General features: G+C 62.9%; 12 protein-coding genes. 11 read left to right on the top strand and 1 reads right to left on the bottom strand.

The window, feature by feature from the left end; all coding sequences use genetic code 11:
- Nucleotide 1: 1 nt before the first annotated feature.
- Nucleotides 2-1,261 (bottom strand): sarcosine oxidase subunit beta, encoded by a 1,260-nt coding sequence (locus ACWGTI_RS15190; RefSeq protein ID WP_454587860.1) that lies wholly within the window; start codon nucleotides 1,259-1,261, stop codon nucleotides 2-4.
- Nucleotides 1,262-1,558: 297 nt separating this feature from the next.
- Between ACWGTI_RS15190 and ACWGTI_RS15185 the strand changes: the two genes are divergently transcribed.
- From ACWGTI_RS15185 to ACWGTI_RS15135, 11 genes are all read left to right on the top strand, one after another.
- The gene (locus tag ACWGTI_RS15185) at nucleotides 1,559-4,048 is read left to right on the top strand and encodes a mechanosensitive ion channel family protein (protein ID WP_454587859.1); all 2,490 of its coding nucleotides are present in this window, start codon (nucleotides 1,559-1,561) and stop codon (nucleotides 4,046-4,048) included.
- Between the two features lie 147 nt (nucleotides 4,049-4,195).
- A complete protein-coding gene (locus ACWGTI_RS15180) occupies nucleotides 4,196-4,459 on the top strand; it encodes a hypothetical protein (RefSeq protein ID WP_023670370.1) in 264 nt (87 codons plus the stop codon).
- 207 nt (nucleotides 4,460-4,666) lie between these two features.
- Nucleotides 4,667-6,100, top strand: a complete 1,434-nt coding sequence (locus ACWGTI_RS15175; RefSeq protein ID WP_454587858.1) for a UbiA family prenyltransferase — start codon at nucleotides 4,667-4,669, stop codon at nucleotides 6,098-6,100.
- A gap of 3 nt (nucleotides 6,101-6,103) precedes the next feature.
- A complete protein-coding gene (locus ACWGTI_RS15170; protein WP_454587857.1) occupies nucleotides 6,104-7,456 on the top strand; it encodes an FAD-binding oxidoreductase in 1,353 nt (450 codons plus the stop codon).
- A gap of 122 nt (nucleotides 7,457-7,578) precedes the next feature.
- Complete coding sequence (locus ACWGTI_RS15165) at nucleotides 7,579-8,013, top strand: EamA family transporter (protein WP_454587856.1); 435 nt, start codon at nucleotides 7,579-7,581, stop codon at nucleotides 8,011-8,013.
- Nucleotides 8,010-9,017, top strand: coding sequence for an NAD-dependent epimerase/dehydratase family protein (locus tag ACWGTI_RS15160; RefSeq protein WP_454587855.1), 1,008 nt, complete (start codon nucleotides 8,010-8,012; stop codon nucleotides 9,015-9,017). Before ACWGTI_RS15165 ends, ACWGTI_RS15160 begins: the two co-directional genes overlap by 4 nt.
- A 66-nt stretch (nucleotides 9,018-9,083) precedes the next feature.
- On the top strand, nucleotides 9,084-10,514 hold the full coding sequence (locus tag ACWGTI_RS15155) for an aspartate aminotransferase family protein (RefSeq protein ID WP_454587963.1): 1,431 nt from the start codon (nucleotides 9,084-9,086) through the stop codon (nucleotides 10,512-10,514).
- 14 nt (nucleotides 10,515-10,528) lie between these two features.
- Entirely contained in the window at nucleotides 10,529-11,764 is a 1,236-nt protein-coding gene (locus ACWGTI_RS15150; protein WP_454587854.1) for a hypothetical protein, read from the top strand.
- Complete coding sequence (locus ACWGTI_RS15145; RefSeq protein WP_454587853.1) at nucleotides 11,761-12,516, top strand: FkbM family methyltransferase; 756 nt, start codon at nucleotides 11,761-11,763, stop codon at nucleotides 12,514-12,516. The genes ACWGTI_RS15150 and ACWGTI_RS15145 overlap by 4 nt, the downstream gene beginning before the upstream one ends.
- 154 nt (nucleotides 12,517-12,670) lie before the next feature.
- Nucleotides 12,671-15,232: a GcvT family protein gene (locus tag ACWGTI_RS15140; RefSeq protein WP_454587852.1), complete on the top strand. Its 2,562-nt coding sequence runs from the start codon at nucleotides 12,671-12,673 to the stop codon at nucleotides 15,230-15,232.
- A 102-nt stretch (nucleotides 15,233-15,334) separates the two neighbouring features.
- Nucleotides 15,335-16,180, top strand: coding sequence for a DUF1194 domain-containing protein (locus tag ACWGTI_RS15135; protein ID WP_454587851.1), 846 nt, complete (start codon nucleotides 15,335-15,337; stop codon nucleotides 16,178-16,180).
- Nucleotides 16,181-16,248 lie beyond the last annotated feature (68 nt).

Raw genomic sequence — 16,248 nt, 5'->3', positions numbered from 1 at the left:
CCTAGTGCAGCCGGGGCGTCGCGCCCTGGCCTTTGTCGTCGATCACCAGGCCGCGATAAAACCGGTCGAGCGTGAACGGCGCGTTGAACGCGTGCGGCTCGTCCTTGGCGATGGTGTATGCAAAGCACCAGCCCGAGGCCGGCGTCGCCTTGAAGCCGCCATAGCACCAGCCGCAGTTGAGATACATGCCGGGCAGCGGCCCGGTGGCGATGATCGGCGAACCGTCCATCGACATATCGCAGACGCCGCCCCAGGAGCGCAGCATGCGCACGCGGGCAAGGCCCGGAAACAGCGCCAGCATCTCGCTCATCACCTCGTCGACGATCGGCAGATTGCCGCGCTGGGCGTAGCTGTTGTAGCCGTCAATGTCGCCGCCATAGACGAGGCCGCCCTTGTCGGACTGCGACATGTAGAAATGCCCCATCCCGAAGGTCAGCACCGTATCTATGAAGGGTTTCAGCGATTCGGTGACGAATGCCTGCAGCACATGGCTTTCGATCGGCATTCTGTCGACGCCGGCAAGCTGCATCACCCGTCCGGTGCTGCCGGCCACGGCGACCGCAACCTTCTTGCCGCGGATTTCGCCGCGCGTCGTCTGCACGCCGGTGACGCGGTCTCCGTCGCGCAGGAAGCCGGTGACTTCGCAATTCTCGATAATGTCGACGCCGCGGCGGTCTGCGCCGCGCGCATAACCCCAGGCGACGGCGTCGTGGCGGGCGGTGCCGGCGCGCGGCTGCATCAGGCCGCCGACGATCGGAAAGCGCGCCGAGGCCGACATGTCGAGCGCCGGGACCAGCCGCTTGATCTCTGCCGTGCTCATCAGTTCTGCGTCAACGCCGAGATGGCGCATGGCGTTGCCACGCCGTGCATAGTCGTCGAACTGGGCCGGCGTGTGGGCAAGGTTCAGGCAGCCGCGCTGCGAGAACATGACGTTGTAGTTGAGGTCGTGCGACAGGTTCTCCCACATCTTCATGGAATGTTCGTAGAAACGGGTGTTGGAGGGCAGAAGGTAGTTCGAGCGCACCGCCGTGGTGTTGCGGCCGACATTGCCGGAACCCAGCCAGCCCTTCTCCAGCACCGCGACATTGGTGATCCCGTGCTCCTTGGCCAGATAATAGGCCGTCGACAGGCCATGGCCGCCGCCGCCGATGATGATGACATCATAGGAAGCCTTGGGATCCGGCTTGCGCCAAGCCGGCTTCCAGTTCTGGTTTCCCTTGAGCGCGTTCGTGAGAAGCGAAAAGGCTGAATATTCCGCCATTCTTCATGCCATCCCTAGAGCATGATGCCGAAAAGTGTGAAGCGGTTTTCGGGCGACATCATGCTCTATATCTTTGATTTTCAGAGCCGGATGATCTCAGGTCGAACAGACCTGAGATCATCCGGCTCGGGTGCGATGCGGCAGACTATAGAGCAGGCCGCGGGTGCAAAGCCAAGATTGCGCCATGGCTTTTCGACTGGCCGACTCCGCGATGCGACGGCTTGCCCCACGATATGGCCGTCTTTATCAAGGACAGGTTTTCTGAATGCCTTTGCCGCCCGTGAGTCGCCAATAGTCATGCTTTTGAGATTGCTTCGCCTCATTTTGGCTTTCACGCTGATCATTTCGGCGTCGTCTTCGTTCGAGGCGATGGCGCAGGCGCTGGGCCAGGGCTCCGCCGGCTTGATCACCGATCAGCAGAAGGTCATCCAGGGCCTGACGGCCAAGACCGACGATCTCGAGAAGAAATTACAGCAGGACGGCCAGGACGATGCCTCCCTGGTCGACATCCGTCTGCAGCTGGAGGATCTGTCGCGGGCGGCGCTGACCAGTGCGCTGGTGTTTCGTTCGCGGCTCACCGACATCAACAATCGCATCGAGGTGCTGGGTCCGCCGCCGGCGGCTGGCCAGCCGCAGGAGCCCGACATCGTGACCGGCGAGCGCCAGGCGCTGGCATCGGAAAAGGCCGAGATCAACGCGGTTGTCGCCAGCGCTCAGAACCTGTCGATCCGCATCAGCGGGCTGATCGACAAGATCGGCAATATGCGCAGTGAGCAGTTCCGCAACTTTTTGACCAAGCGCTACGCATTGTCCGAGGCGCTGAGCTCGCAGGTGTTCTCCGACGCAAGGGACGAATACGCCAGCCTTTTCAGGGCGGTATCGTCGTGGCTGAGCTTTGCCTTCAAGTTCAAGTTCCAGGCGATGCTTGCCGCGACGTTCATGTCGCTGGGGCTGGCGGCGGTGCTTCTCGTCGGGGGACGCCGTCTGTTCGGGCGTATCTTCGAAGCCGATCCGTCGGTTGAGGATCCCACCTATCTCAGCCGCCTATCGGTGGCGTTCTGGTCGACCTTGCTGCCGACGCTGGCGGTCAGCGCCTTCCTCGCCTCGACGGTCTTTCTCTACAATTATTACAATGTGCTGCGCGGCGACATAGGCGTCTTCCTCAATGCGCTGGCCGCCGTCATCGCCATAGTGTTCTGCGTCAACCGCCTGACCAATGCTGCGCTGGAACCACGGATGCCGAACTGGCGCCTGATCCAGGTCGAGACCGGCCCGGCGCGCTGGCTGGTACGGCTGACGACGGCCATGGCGGTCGTCATCGGCGTCAATAACTTCCTGTCGATCGTCAACGACAAGATGGGTTCGCCATTGTCGCTGACAATCGCCAGAAGTTTTGTCGCCACTGTCATCGTCGGCGTCATCCTGATCCTGATGGCGTTGCTGAGGCCGTATAAGAGAGCCGACGGAAGCTGGCGCCCCTGGCCGGCCTGGCTGCGCTATACCTGCGTCGCGCTCGGCCTGTTCACCATCACGGCGGCGTTGTTCGGCTATATCGGCCTCGCCATCTTCGTCTCGCTGCAGGTCGTGGTCACCGGCACCATCCTGCTCACCGCCTATATCGGCTTCCTCTCGGCGCGCGAGATCGGCGAGGAGGGTGGCTTCGCCGGCACCTCGATCGGGCGCTGGCTGAAGACCAACTCCAGCTATGAGGATACTGCGCTAGACCAACTCGGCCTGGTGGTCAGCGTCGCCATCAATCTGATGATCGTGCTGGTGTTCCTGCCGCTGATCCTGTTGATGTGGGGGTTCCAGCCCGGCGACATCCAGGCCTGGGCATACAAACTGGCGACAGGCATCACCATTGGCTCGGTGACGATTTCGGTCACCGGCATCCTCACCGGTATCGTCGTCTTCATCATCGGCTATTTCCTGACCCGATGGTTCCAGGGCTGGCTCGACGGCTCGGTGATGGCGCGCGGCAAGGTCGATACCGGCGTGCGCAATTCGATCCGGCTGGCGGTCGGCTATGCCGGCGTCGCCGTTGCCGGTCTCGTCGGCATCTCGGCTGCGGGTATCGATCTCTCCAACCTGGCGCTCGTTGCCGGCGCACTTTCGCTGGGTATCGGCTTCGGCCTGCAGAATGTCGTGTCCAACTTCGTGTCAGGCCTGATCCTGCTCGCCGAGCGGCCCTTCAAGGTCGGCGACTGGATCGTCGCCGGCGACACCTCGGGCACGGTCAAGAAGATCAGCGTGCGCGCCACCGAGATCGAGACCTTCCAGCGGCAGTCGGTGATCCTGCCCAACTCGAACCTGATCAACAATGCCGTCGGCAACTGGACGCACCGCAACAAGCTCGGCCGTGTGGAGATCAAGGTCGGCGTCGCCTATGGCAGCGACGTCAAGCGGGTGCACGCCATCCTGCTCGAGATTGCGCGCGGCCATGCGCTGGTGCTGAAGAACCCGGAGCCGTTCGTTCTGTTCACCAATTTCGGGCCGGCGGCACTCGAATTCGAGATCCGCGTGTTCCTGGCCGACGTGCTGAACGGCGCGATCGTTCAGAACGATATCCGCTTTGCCGTACTCGATGCCTTCGAGAGCGAGCATATCGAGATCCCCTCGACGCCGCGCGCCGAGATCAAGGTCAAGCAGACCGAGGCATGGCCGCTCGACGACGACAAGATCGAAGTCGAGTTCGCTGCGAAGGAGCAGGCCGAAGCCGAAGCGGCAGCCGAGAAGGCGCGCCTGGCCAAATCGGGCCGAAAGGCGCGCAAACCCGATCCCAGTTAGGGGCCCGGGGGCTCCTCCCAAACCAATTGCGGCATGAATGCGGCATTCAGTTGCGGTTCAGCTTGCATCTCATATAAGCTCCCATGCAAAGGCGAGAATGCCTTGCCAAATGCAACAGAGGCGGTGTGGAAACACCGATATTGCAAAATGTGGAAGTCGCTCGTCGTTGCCATCGCTCTTACCGCAGCGAGTGGCTCGGCCTTTGCCGCCAGCGCGGTCAACAAGGACGCTGAGACCCGTACGCTGATCGTGACGGAAGGCGGCGGCAAGACGGAGCTGGCGCTGGCCGCCGGCGAGACCGTGGAATTCTGCCCGAACGGCTGTTTCGTCACCTTGCCCAATGGCGACCTCGAGGCCCTGACCGGCTCGGAAACGGTCGAAATCTCGGGCGGCGTTGCCCGCATCAAGTAAAGTAGGCAGACAGCTCTTGCAGAGGCCGGGCAATGCCCGGCCTTTTATTGTTGGTGGTAGTGATTGCTTAACAATGACGCAGGAAATATCGTGGCACCTACCCGCTGCAACCAGGCGTTTTAACGTTCACTATGCCGTTCTGCCGCTATACCCATGTGAAGACGCCCAAATACGGCGCGACGGGTTTATGAGCAGGACAGGACAGACATGGATGCGCGGTCGGACAAGAACGCAATCCCACTTGCGGTCGACCTCGACGGCACGCTGATTGCGACCGACCTTCTGTGGGAAGGCCTGTTCATCCTTCTCAAGAAGAATCCGCTCTATATCTTCCTGGTTCCATTCTGGCTGGCCGCCGGCCCTGCGCGGCTGAAGCAAGCCATCGCCGACCGCATCGACATCGATCCGGCCTCGCTGCCCTATCGCGAAGCGCTGCTGCAGCGCCTGCGCGCCGAGCATGCCGACGGCCGCAAGATCGTGCTGGCGACAGGTACGCCACGCAAGTTCGCCGAGGCGATTGCCGCGCATCTGGGCATCTTCGACTATGTGCTGGCGACCGACGGTCCGCACAACATGACCTCAGGCCGCAAGCGCGACGCGCTCATCGCCGCCTATGGCGATGGCGGTTTCGACTATGCCGGCAACAGCCGTCACGATCTCAAGGTTTTCGAATCCGCGCGCGACGCCATCGTCGTGGCGCCCGACCGCCATGCGAAGCGCTGGCAGGCCACGCATAGCGCCGAAACGATGCCTGCGCCGAAAAGGACATTGAAGACATTCGTCAAGATGTTGCGGATGCATCAGTGGCTGAAGAATTCCCTGATCGCGGTGCCGATGGTGCTGTCGCACGAATACTTCAACCCCAACATGATCTGGCAGTGCCTGCTGGCGTTCGTCTCCTTCAGTGCAGTGGCTTCGGCCATCTACATCCTCAATGATTTCTTCGACCTTGCGCTTGACCGCAATCACCCGACCAAACGCAACCGGCCGTTCGCCAGCGGCGCGCTGTCGATCCCGTTCGGTATCGGGGCGATGGCGGTGCTTGTGGTGATCGGCATCGCCGCCGGGCTTCTGTTGCCGATCGAGTTCCTGGGTGTGCTCGCCGGCTACATTATGGTGACCACGGCCTATTCGCTGTCGTTCAAGCGCATGCTTTTGGTCGACGTGCTGACGCTGGCCGGCCTCTACACGCTGCGCGTGCTGGCGGGCGCTGCGGCGACCGGCGTCGAGGTCTCGTTCTGGCTGCTCGCCTTCTCGATCTTCTTCTTCCTGTCGCTGGCGCTGGTGAAGCGCTATGTTGAACTGCGCACCACTGCCATTCCGGTGGGCGAGCGTATTGCAGGCCGCGGCTACCGCATCGAAGACCAGGAGATCGTCGCCCAGGCCGGCATGGCGTCGGCCTTCTCCTCGGCGCTGGTGCTGGCGCTCTACATGGACAGCGCCGCCGTGCGCGAACTCTATCCGCATCCCTGGCTGGTCTGGCCGCTGGCGCCGATCGTGCTGTATTTGACCATGCGCGTCTGGATCCTGGCGCGCCGCGACGAGATGAACGACGATCCAGTTGTCTTCATCATCCGCGACTGGCGCAGCCAGATCATCGTGGCTATCGGCGCAGCACTGCTGGTCGCTGGAGGCTGGTAAGGAATGGCGGGCGCACGATTCCAGAGTTTCGGCCGCGCCACGCCTGCCGCAAAGCGGACCGTCGCGGCTGACACGGCTATCGAATTGATGAAGAGCGGCAAGGCGAGGGCAAACGGCTTGCTCGCCTATGGCAACGGTCGCTCCTACGGCGATTCCTGTCAGAACGAAGCGGGCGCGGTCGTCGACATGCGGCCGCTGAACCGTATCGGTGCCTTCAACGCCGAGACCGGCCTGATCGAGGCGGAAGCCGGCGTGTTGCTGTGCGACATCATTGCGCACGCCGCGCCCTACGGCTTCTTTCCGGCGGTGGTTCCGGGCACCCAGTTCGTGACCCTTGGCGGCGCCATCGCCAACGACGTCCACGGCAAGAACCATCACCGGCGCGGCACCTTTGGTTGCCATGTCGAATCGCTGACGCTGCTGCGCTCGGACGGGCGAACCTACACCTGCTCGGCAACCGACAATGCCCGGCTGTTCGGGGCAACGATCGGCGGCATGGGGCTGACCGGCCTGGTCCTGTCGGCCTCGATCCGGCTGATGCGAGTGCCTTCGCTGGACATCGTCGAGACGGCGACACGGTTTGCCGATCTCGGCGAATTCTTCGAACTGGCGGAGGCTGCCGACCAAGCCAATGAATATGCCGTCGCCTGGATCGACCAACTGGCTGGCGGCCATGGCCGCGGACGCGGTTTGTTGTTGACCGGCAATCATGCCGAACATGGCTCTCATGCGGCGTCTCGTGCCGGCTCTCGCCTTTCGGTGCCAGTTCAGCCGCCCTTCAATGTGCTCAACCGGCCGTTCCTGACGGCTTTCAACGCTGCCTACCGGTGGAAGAAAGGGCGCTCGGCAGAACCGCGCCAGACCGGCTATCAGGGCTTTTTCTTTCCGCTCGACGGCGTCGGCGACTGGAACAGGCTCTATGGGCCGAAGGGTCTCTACCAGCACCAGAGCGTGGTGCCGGAAAGTGCCGCGCGCCAGACCGTGCCGACGCTGCTGGAGGCTGCACGGCGGGCAGGGCAGGGCTCCTTCCTCACCGTGCTGAAGCGCTTCGGGTCGATCCGCTCGCCGGGTCTGCTGTCATTTCCGCGGGCCGGCTTCACGCTGACGCTCGATTTCCCCAATCGAGGCGGCAAGACACTGGCGCTGCTCGGCGAACTCGACCGCATCACGGTCGCGGCCGGCGGCGCGGTCAACCCTTACAAGGATGCGCGCATGAGCGCCGATGTTTTCGCGGCGTCCTTCCCGGAGTGGCAACGGCTGGAGGCGCTGCGCGACCCGGCGTTCATGTCCAGTTTCTGGCTGCGGACGGCAAAAAAGCTCGACATGCGGCCGGGGCGCGTCGAGGCGGCGGAATAGGTAGAATTCGAATAAATTACGGTCAATAGACCGTAAATCCCAGCGTAGTTCAAACATTGTCGTGGCTTCACGAAATGTTTGCAGGTTTGTAATAGGACGCTTGCAAGCGACGAGTGGAAAATATGAAATATATCGTCTTCATTCTGTTTACGGTCATGACCAACGCCGCGGCGCAGCTGATGCTCAAGCAAGGCATGATGTCGCTCGGCCCGATCTCGTTCGAAGGCACCAACCCGCTTCTGAAGCTGTTGCAGATCGTCTTCAGCCCGTGGGTGTTCCTCGGCCTGTGCACCTTCGTCATCTCGATGGCCTCGCATCTCTATGTGCTGTCCAAGGTCGAGCTCAGCTTTGCCTATCCGTTCCTCAGCCTTGCCTATGTCGCGGTTGCGATCTTTGCCTATTTCATCTTCCGCGAGGACCTCAACGCCTGGCGCATTGCCGGCATCGCCTTCATCTGCGTCGGCACCGTGCTGATCGCGCAAAGCGGGCGCGGGCATGAGGACCAGACAGCTTCCATCAGCCCCGACAAGACCAGCAGCAGCGGGATCGTCCAATGAGACATATAATTTTCGGCGGTGACGGCTTCGTCGGCCGTCATCTTGCCCACAAGCTTGTGGCCGATGGCGAGGGCGTGGTTGTCGCCGACATCGTCAAGAGCGACCTGCCGCACTACCGTTCGGTCCGTTTCGTCACCTGTGACGTCACCGATCCGGCCTCGGTGGCCAAAGTCGGCTTGAAGGCCGATGACATGGTCTACAATCTGTCGGCCAAAATGCTGTCGCCGATCCAGGTGCGGGCCAAGCGGCACCACTTCTTCTTCCCGGTGAATTTCCACGGCACCGAACACATCATGCAGGCCATGGACAAGGCCGGCGCGCCGAAGCTTGTCCACTACACCACAGACATGATCTACGGCCACACGGTGACCCAGCCGATGACCGAGGAGCACCCGGTCGCCCCGCTCGGCGAATATGGCTGGTCGAAGCAGAAGACAGAAGCGCTCGCCGCCGAATGGCGCAAGCGCGGCATGTCGATCTCGCTGTTTCGGCCGCGCCTGATCATCGGCCCCGGCCGCCTCGGCATATTGGAAAAGCTGTTCAAGCTGATCGACTGGAACCTTCCGGTGCCGATGATCGGCTCGGGCAGGAACCCCTATCAGTTCATTTCTGTCTTCGATTGTGCGGAAGCCGCGCGCGCGGCCTGGAAGGCCGGCGTGCCCAACGAGGCCTATAATCTCGGTTCGCTCAATCCGCCGCCGGTGAAGAAATTGCTGGGCGACCTGATCAAGCATGCCGGATCGAAATCGCTGTTGATCCCGACGCCGGGCTGGGCGGTCAAGCGCACGCTCGACCTGCTCGATCTCATGAACATGCCGATCATGGATCCGGAACAATATCTGATCGCCGATGAAGAGTGCGTGCTCGACGTGTCCAAGGCCGAGCGTCAGCTCGGCTGGGTACCGCAATATCGCGACGAGGACATGCTGATCGCCGCTTACAGCGAGTACCGCGCCAAAAAAGACGGCCTTGCCGTCACCGCCAATCATGTCCCCGCTGAATAATGGGACGACCAGGAGAACTCCGAGATGACCGTCATGGCCAAGCCTGAGCAGACGAACGCGCGCACGATGGTCAGCGCACCGGCGCTGTCGCCCGCCGCAATCGCCAAGCCCGACCTGATCAGCGTCGAGCAGGCGAAGGCGATGGATGTCGCGCGCATGACAGACCTGTTCAAGGCGCATCTCAACCCAGGCCAGCTGCATTTCATGAAGCTGCTCGGCTTCCACAAGATCAAGATCGAGCGCGCCGAAGGCATGTTCTACATCGACCAGAACGGCCGCAAGATCCTCGACTTCTTCGGCGGCTTCGGTTCGCTGGCGTTCGGCCACAACCATCCGCGCATCCTGGAGGCCCGCCGCAAGTTCCAGGAGGAAAAGCGCCAGGAAATCGCCATCGCCTTCATGTCGCAATATGCGGCGGCGCTGGCGCACAACATCGCCAAATGCTCGCCCGGCGATCTCGACATGGTGTTTTTGGGTTCGTCCGGCTCGGAAGCCATGGAAGCGGCGGTGAAGCTTGCCGAGCGCGCCGCCGGTCCGAAGCGTCCGAAAATCGTCTATGCCGAGAACTCCTTCCACGGCAAGACCAAGGGCGTGCTGGGCATCACCGACGGCCAGCTCTACCGCGCCGACTTCAAGATGGCAGAGAACACGGTGCGCATTCCGTTCGCCGACATTGACGCGGTCGAGCGCTTGTTCCGCTCCGACCCGGAGGTCGGTGTCATCGTGCTGGAAACCATCCAGGGCGGCGGCGGCATCATCCAGGCGCCTGCCGAGTACTGGCAGAAGCTGCGCGCGCTGTGCGACCAGTTCGGCGTGCTGTGGGTGGCCGACGAAGTGCAGTGCGGCTATGGCCGTTCCGGCCGCTTCTATGCCTTCGAGCATTACGGCGTCGTGCCGGATGTGACGGCGCTGGCCAAGTCGCTCGGCGCTGGCAAGGCGGCGGTCGGCGCGATGATCGCGCGACGCGAGGTCTACATGAAGGCCTATGGCACGCCGAAGACGGCGATGATCCATGCCATGGCGACCTTCGGCGGCATGGGCGAAGCTTGCGTCACCGCGATCGAGGGCATCAACGTGCTCTATGACGAGGGGCTGATCGACAATGCCGCCTCGACCGGCGACTATTTGCTGCAGCGGCTGCAGGCGCTGAAGGAAAAATATCCGAAGATCATCAAGGATGTGCGCGGCAAGGGCTTTATGGTCGGGCTCGAGTTCCACGACTTCTCGCAGACCTTGCCGATGGTGCTGCGGCCGATCGTCAGCGTGCTCGATGACAAGCTGAAGGGCTCGCTGTCGGGCTTCGTCGGTTCGCTGCTTCTGCGCGACTATGACGTGCTCGTCGCCTTCACCGAATACAACCGCAACGTCATCCGGCTCGAGCCGCCGCTGATCTGCCAGCGCGAGCATGTCGATCGTTTCGTCGATGCCTTCGACAGCCTGTTGTCGCGCGGCATCGTGTCGATCGTGAAGGATTTCGTCAAAAGCCAGGTCCGTTGAGTGAAGTCCCGACGATGCTGAGCAAATCCCCCGCCCCGCAAAACGCACTCGACCGGCTGACCTCGGCCGTCCTGGAGTTGGGCGAGGCGACTTATGCGCGATGGGCAGCACCGATCGGGGCGGCGGCGTTTTCGCTCTACATCCTGCTCACGGCGTTCACCGCCTGGACGATGCCTGACGCCAACTGGGACATGCTGCCCTATCTGGCGATTGCCGAGGAGGGCACTTACCCGGATGCACAGGCGCTGCATGACTATGCCTACAGCACGGTCCAGGCCGGCGTGTCGGCCGCCGACTACAAGGCGCTGACCGACGATGGCGGCGGCTTCCGCAGCCACATGGCGCAGAATGCCGCCGACTTCCATTCGCTGCTCGGCATGTACCGGATCAAGTTTCTCTACGCCGAAATGTTGTCGACGATGAGCGTGGTGATGTCGCCGGTCGAGGCGATGCGGGTGCTACAGGTCGCCTCGGTGCTGCTGTTCGGGATGATCGTGCTGTTGTGGCTCAGAACCGAAGGCGCGCTGGCGCTGGCGCCCTTGGTTGGCGCGGTGCTGATCATGGCCGATTTCGGCGATGCGGCACGCGCCTCGACGCCGGATCTGTTGTGCTCGGCGCTGTTCCTCGGCGGGTTGCTTGCCTATGTGCGCGGCCGCGAAGCGGCAACGGCCGTCCTGCTCTTCCTCGCCTTCATGGCGCGGCCGGACAACATTGTTTTCTTGGCCATCTTCGCCGTGCTGCTGCTGGTGTTCCGGCAGCGGGCATGGGGCGCGCTGGCCGGCTTTGCCGCTTCCTTCATCGCCTATTTCGCCATCTCGCACTGGGCGCAGCATCCCGGCTGGTGGCCGCATCTGTGGTTCTCCAGCATCGAGCAGCACTACAATATGGACGGGTTCGAGCCGCCGTTTTCGGTCGGTGCCTATCTCAAGGCGTTTGCCGCGTCCTTCATTCGCGCCATCAGCATCAACAGCTGGGTTGGCGTCTGCGTGCTCGCGCTGGCCGGTTGGTTTGCGCTCAGCCGCGCCGGCTTTCGGCTCGAACGCCGCGCCGGCATCCTGCTTGCAGCACTTGTGCTCGGCGTGCTGGCGAAATTCACCGTCTTCCCGATCCACGATACCCGCATCTACTTCCCCAACCTTCTGCCACCGTTCCTGCTGCTGGTGGGGCCGATCATGGCGCTGTGGGCGTCGGCAAGCTTGAATGGAAGGCGGCCCATCGCCTTGCAGGTCGTATCAGGAGATAAGCCTTGAGTTCTGTATCCGGCCTGGCGCGCATTGCCCTTTCACTCGGTCTGCCCGCCGGTCTGCTCGATCGCGGACCGGCGCTGCGCGGCACGAAATTCCTGGCCAAGGCGGCGCTTAAGGCGCGTCTCAGTGGCCGGCAACCGTTCCAGATGGTAAATGTCGGCGCCTGCGACGGCGCGCTGTTCGACGACGTCACACCTTGGTTGCATCGCATTCCCCGCGCCCGGGCCGTGCTGGTCGAGCCGATCCCGTACAACCAGAAACGCCTGCGCGCCAACTATCCCGACGCGGAACGCTTCGTCATCGAGCCGGTGGCAGTGACGAAGACCAAGGGGACGATCACCGTCCACACCTTCGATGCCGCAGCACTCGAGGCCGGCACGCTGCCTATCGAGTTCATCGGCTGCTCGTCGGTCACCGACACCAATCTGATGTCGGGCAAGAATGCCTGGGGGGAGGACGACGCCAACTTCAACGAGTTCGCGCCGCACCTCAGGGATATCGAGGTGCCGTCGGAAACCCTGCAGACGCTGCTCGACCGCAACGGCGTTACGCACATCGACGCCTTTCTGGTCGATTGCGAGGGCGCCGACTGGATCGTCTTCGAACAGCTCGACCTCAAGCGCTACCGCCCCGGCATGATCAAGGTCGAGGTCGGCGCGCTGCCGGCGGCGGAAATCGGCCATGTCGTGGTCAAGCTGAAGACATCAGGCTACCAGGTCGGTTTCCAGGCCGAGGATATCTGGGCTTTCGCCTGACGACAAAAGGCTTTGACGGCGAGCTTGCGTCCGCCGTCGCGCCGTACTTGCGGCGTGTCGCAAACAGGCGGTAGCTCGGTCCTCGTCCTCTGCATATTGTGCGCCATTCGAACGGGCGCCGGCGCGCCCGCGTATTCCTTTGGAGCAGCGGTCAATGGCAGAGTTTCCGAAACAGGCGAAGGTCGTCATCGTCGGCCTGGGCGGCATTGTCGGCGCATCGATCGCCCATCATTTGATCGAACGCGGCTGGACCGACATTGTCGGCATCGACAAGTCGGGCATCCCGACCGACATCGGCTCGACGGCGCACGCCTCGGACTTCTGCTACACGACCAGCCATGACTTCCTGTCCTGCTGGACGACGCTCTACTCAATCGATTTCTACGAGAAGATGGGCCATTACGCCCGCATCGGCGGCCTTGAGGTCGCCCGCGTCGGCGACGACAGCCGCATGGACGAGATCAAGCGCAAGATCGCCTCGGCCAAATCCTTCGGCACGCGCGCCCGGCTGATCGAGCCGGCCGAGATCAAGGAAAAATTCCCGCTGATCGAAGAATCGATGGTGCAGGGCGGCCTGTGGGATCCGGATGCCGGCCTGGTCATTCCGCGTTCGCAGACGGTCGCCGGCAAGCTGGTCGACCAGGCGGAAGCGTCGGGCAAGCTCAAATCCTTCGCCAACACGCCGGCGAAATCCCTCATCGTCGAAGAGGGCCGCATCAAGGGCGTCGTCACCGACCGCGGCACGATCATGGCCGACTATGTCGTCGTCTGCGCCGGCATATGGGGCCGGCTGATCGCGGAAATGGTCGGCGAGGACCTGCCGGTGATGCCGATCGACCACCCGCTGACCTTCTTCGGCCCCTACACCGAGTTTGCCGGCACCGGCAAGGAGATCGGCTGGCCGCTGCTGCGCGACCAGGGCAATTCGGCCTATATGCGCGACACCGGCGATCCCAAGACCGCCGAGGGCGGCCAGATCGAATGGGGCTATTACGAGGAGACCAATCCGCGTCTCTGCCATCCGCGCGACCTGCTGGAAAAGGACCAGGCGCGGCTGTCGCCGTCGCAGCGCGACCTCGACATGGAGCAGATCATCGGGCCGCTCGAACGCGCCATGGAACTGACGCCGATCCTCGGCGAGCTCGGTTACAACGAAAGCCATTCCTTCAACGGCCTGCTGCAGGTGACCGCCGATGGCGGTCCGTCGATGGGCGAGAGCCAGAAGGTCAGGGGTCTCTGGTACGCCGTCGCCATCTGGGTCAAGGACGGCCCCGGCATGGGCAAGCTGATCGCCGACTGGATGACCGACGGCCGCACGGAAATCGACCACCACGCCATCGACTATGCGCGCTTCTATCCGCACCAGACGAAAGAGCAGTTCATCTGGGATCGCTGCACCGAAACGGCGATGAAGGTCTACAATCCGGCAGTGCATCCGCGTGAGCCCTTCTCCAAGGGCCGCAACATCCGCCGCTCGCCGTTCTGGGAGCGCGAGAAAGAACTTGGCGGCTACTTCATGGAACTCGGCGGCTGGGAGCGCGCGCATGGCTACGCCGCCAACGAGCATCTGCTGGAGAAGTATGGCAACCGGGTTCCCGTGCGTGAGAACGAGTGGGACAACCGCCATTTCTGGCGGGTGTCCAATGCCGAGCACCTGGCGATGAGCGAGGATTGCGGCATCGTCAACCTGTCGCATTTCTCCATGTATGACATTGAGGGACCCGACCATGTCGCGCTGCTGGAATGGCTCTGCGCGGCCAAGGTCGGCGGCGACAACAACATCGGGAAGGGCATTTACACCCACTTCCTCGACGAGGAAGGCATGGTGCGCGCCGACTTCACGGTGATCCGCATGGCCGATCGCTGCCGTCTGATCGACGGCGCCGATGCCGGCCCGCGCGATTTCCGCTACATGCAGCGCACCGCGCAGGACAAAGGCTTTGACGTCACCATCACCGACGTGACGGAAAAATACGTCACCATCGGCATCTGGGGTCCGAACGCACGGGCCACGCTGCAGAAGGTGGTCGAGAATCCGGACGGCCTGTCGCCCGAGAACTTCCCGTTCGCGGCGATCAAGCCGGTCAGGATCGGCGGCAAGGATGTCACCGCCTTCCGCATCTCCTATGTCGGCGAACAGGGTTGGGAGCTGCATATGCGCTACGAAGACGGCCTCGCCGTCTGGGATGCGCTGCGCTCGACCGGCGTGATGCCGTTCGGCGTCGAGACCTATGCCAACACGCGCCGCATGGAAAAGAGCCTGCGTCTGCAGAACGCCGACCTCCTGACCGAGTACAATCTGCTGGAAGCCGATCTCGCGCGTCCGAAGGTCAAGGAGAATGATTTCTGCGGCAAGGCGAAACATGTCGAATATCGCGCCCGCGAGCATCAGCCGGCGATCCTGTGCACGCTGGTGATGACCGAGAATGTCGATTCGAAGGGTGTTGCCCGCTATCCCGTCGGCACGATGCCGGTGATGGACCCGAAGACGGGCGAGACGCTGGTCGACGAACTCGGCCGCCGGTCCTTCACGACGTCGATGGCCTATGGGCCGACCATCGGCAAGAATATCGGCCTCGCCTATCTGCCCTGGGCCCAAGCCCAGGAAGGCCGCAAGCTCGCCATCGAATATTTCGGCGAGACCTATCCGGTCGAGGTCGCGGCCGTCGGCTACAAGCCGCTCTACGATCCGGAGAATTTGAAGCCGCGAAGCTGATCCCCAGCATAGAATCGGCGTAGGCAGAATCCTGAATGCAGAGCCCGGCCCATGGCCGGGCTTTTTTCTTTGTCAGCCGCCGATTCTCGCTTACCTTGGGGTATGTCTGCATTTCCGCACGCAAGACATTTCCTTTCAGGCAGCGCCGCGCTGGCGCTGGGGCTCTGGCTGACGCCGCCGGTTGAGGCAGCCGAGCCGGTCGATGTCGAGCTGGTGCTGGCGGTCGACGTGTCGCTGTCGATGTCGCCGGGCGAACTTGAAATCCAGCGTCACGGCTATGCGGCTGCGCTGACGCACGACAATGTGCTGCAGGCCATCGCCGACGGCGCCTATGGCAAGGTCGCCGTCACCTATGTCGAATGGGCGGGCGCGACCACGCAGGTGGTCGTCGTGCCGTGGACGGTGATCGCCAGCCGCGCCGATGCCGAGCGGGTGGCGGCGCAGCTTTCCGCCCATCCGCCGGCCAGCGCCCGGCGAACCTCGATTTCAGGCGCGCTGGAGTTCGGCAGCGATCTTTTTGCGGAGAGCGGCTTCCAGGGGACAAAGCGCGTCATCGATATTTCCGGCGACGGCCCCAACAACCAGGGCGCGCCAGTCGACGTCGCCCGCGACGCGGTGGTCAAGCAAGGTATCATCATCAATGGCCTGCCGCTGATGACGCGCGGCAGCGGGTTTGGCGGCTATGACGTCAACAATCTCGACCGCTACTACAGCGACTGTGTCATCGGCGGCCCCGGCGCCTTCATGATCCCGGTCAATGACTGGACGCAGTTTCCCGAAGCGATCCGCCGCAAGCTCGTGCTGGAACTGGCCGGCCCCGCTTCGCCGCAATGGGCGAGCGAAGAGGCCGTGCATCTACAGGTGGTGCTGGCGCAGGACCGCCCCTCCGACTGCCAGGTCGGCGAAAAAATGTGGCGCGACCGCAGCTGGATGTTCGACGCCCGCTGACCAGGCTGCGCTTTCGTCGTCCGCAGCCAGTCGCCTCCGCAGACATCGCCGATTGCGGCTCCATCGTA

Source organism: Mesorhizobium sp. ArgA1, from assembly GCF_053714375.1.
Note: the sequence above shows the minus strand (reverse complement) of the source record. Positions and strands in the feature narration are given on the sequence as shown.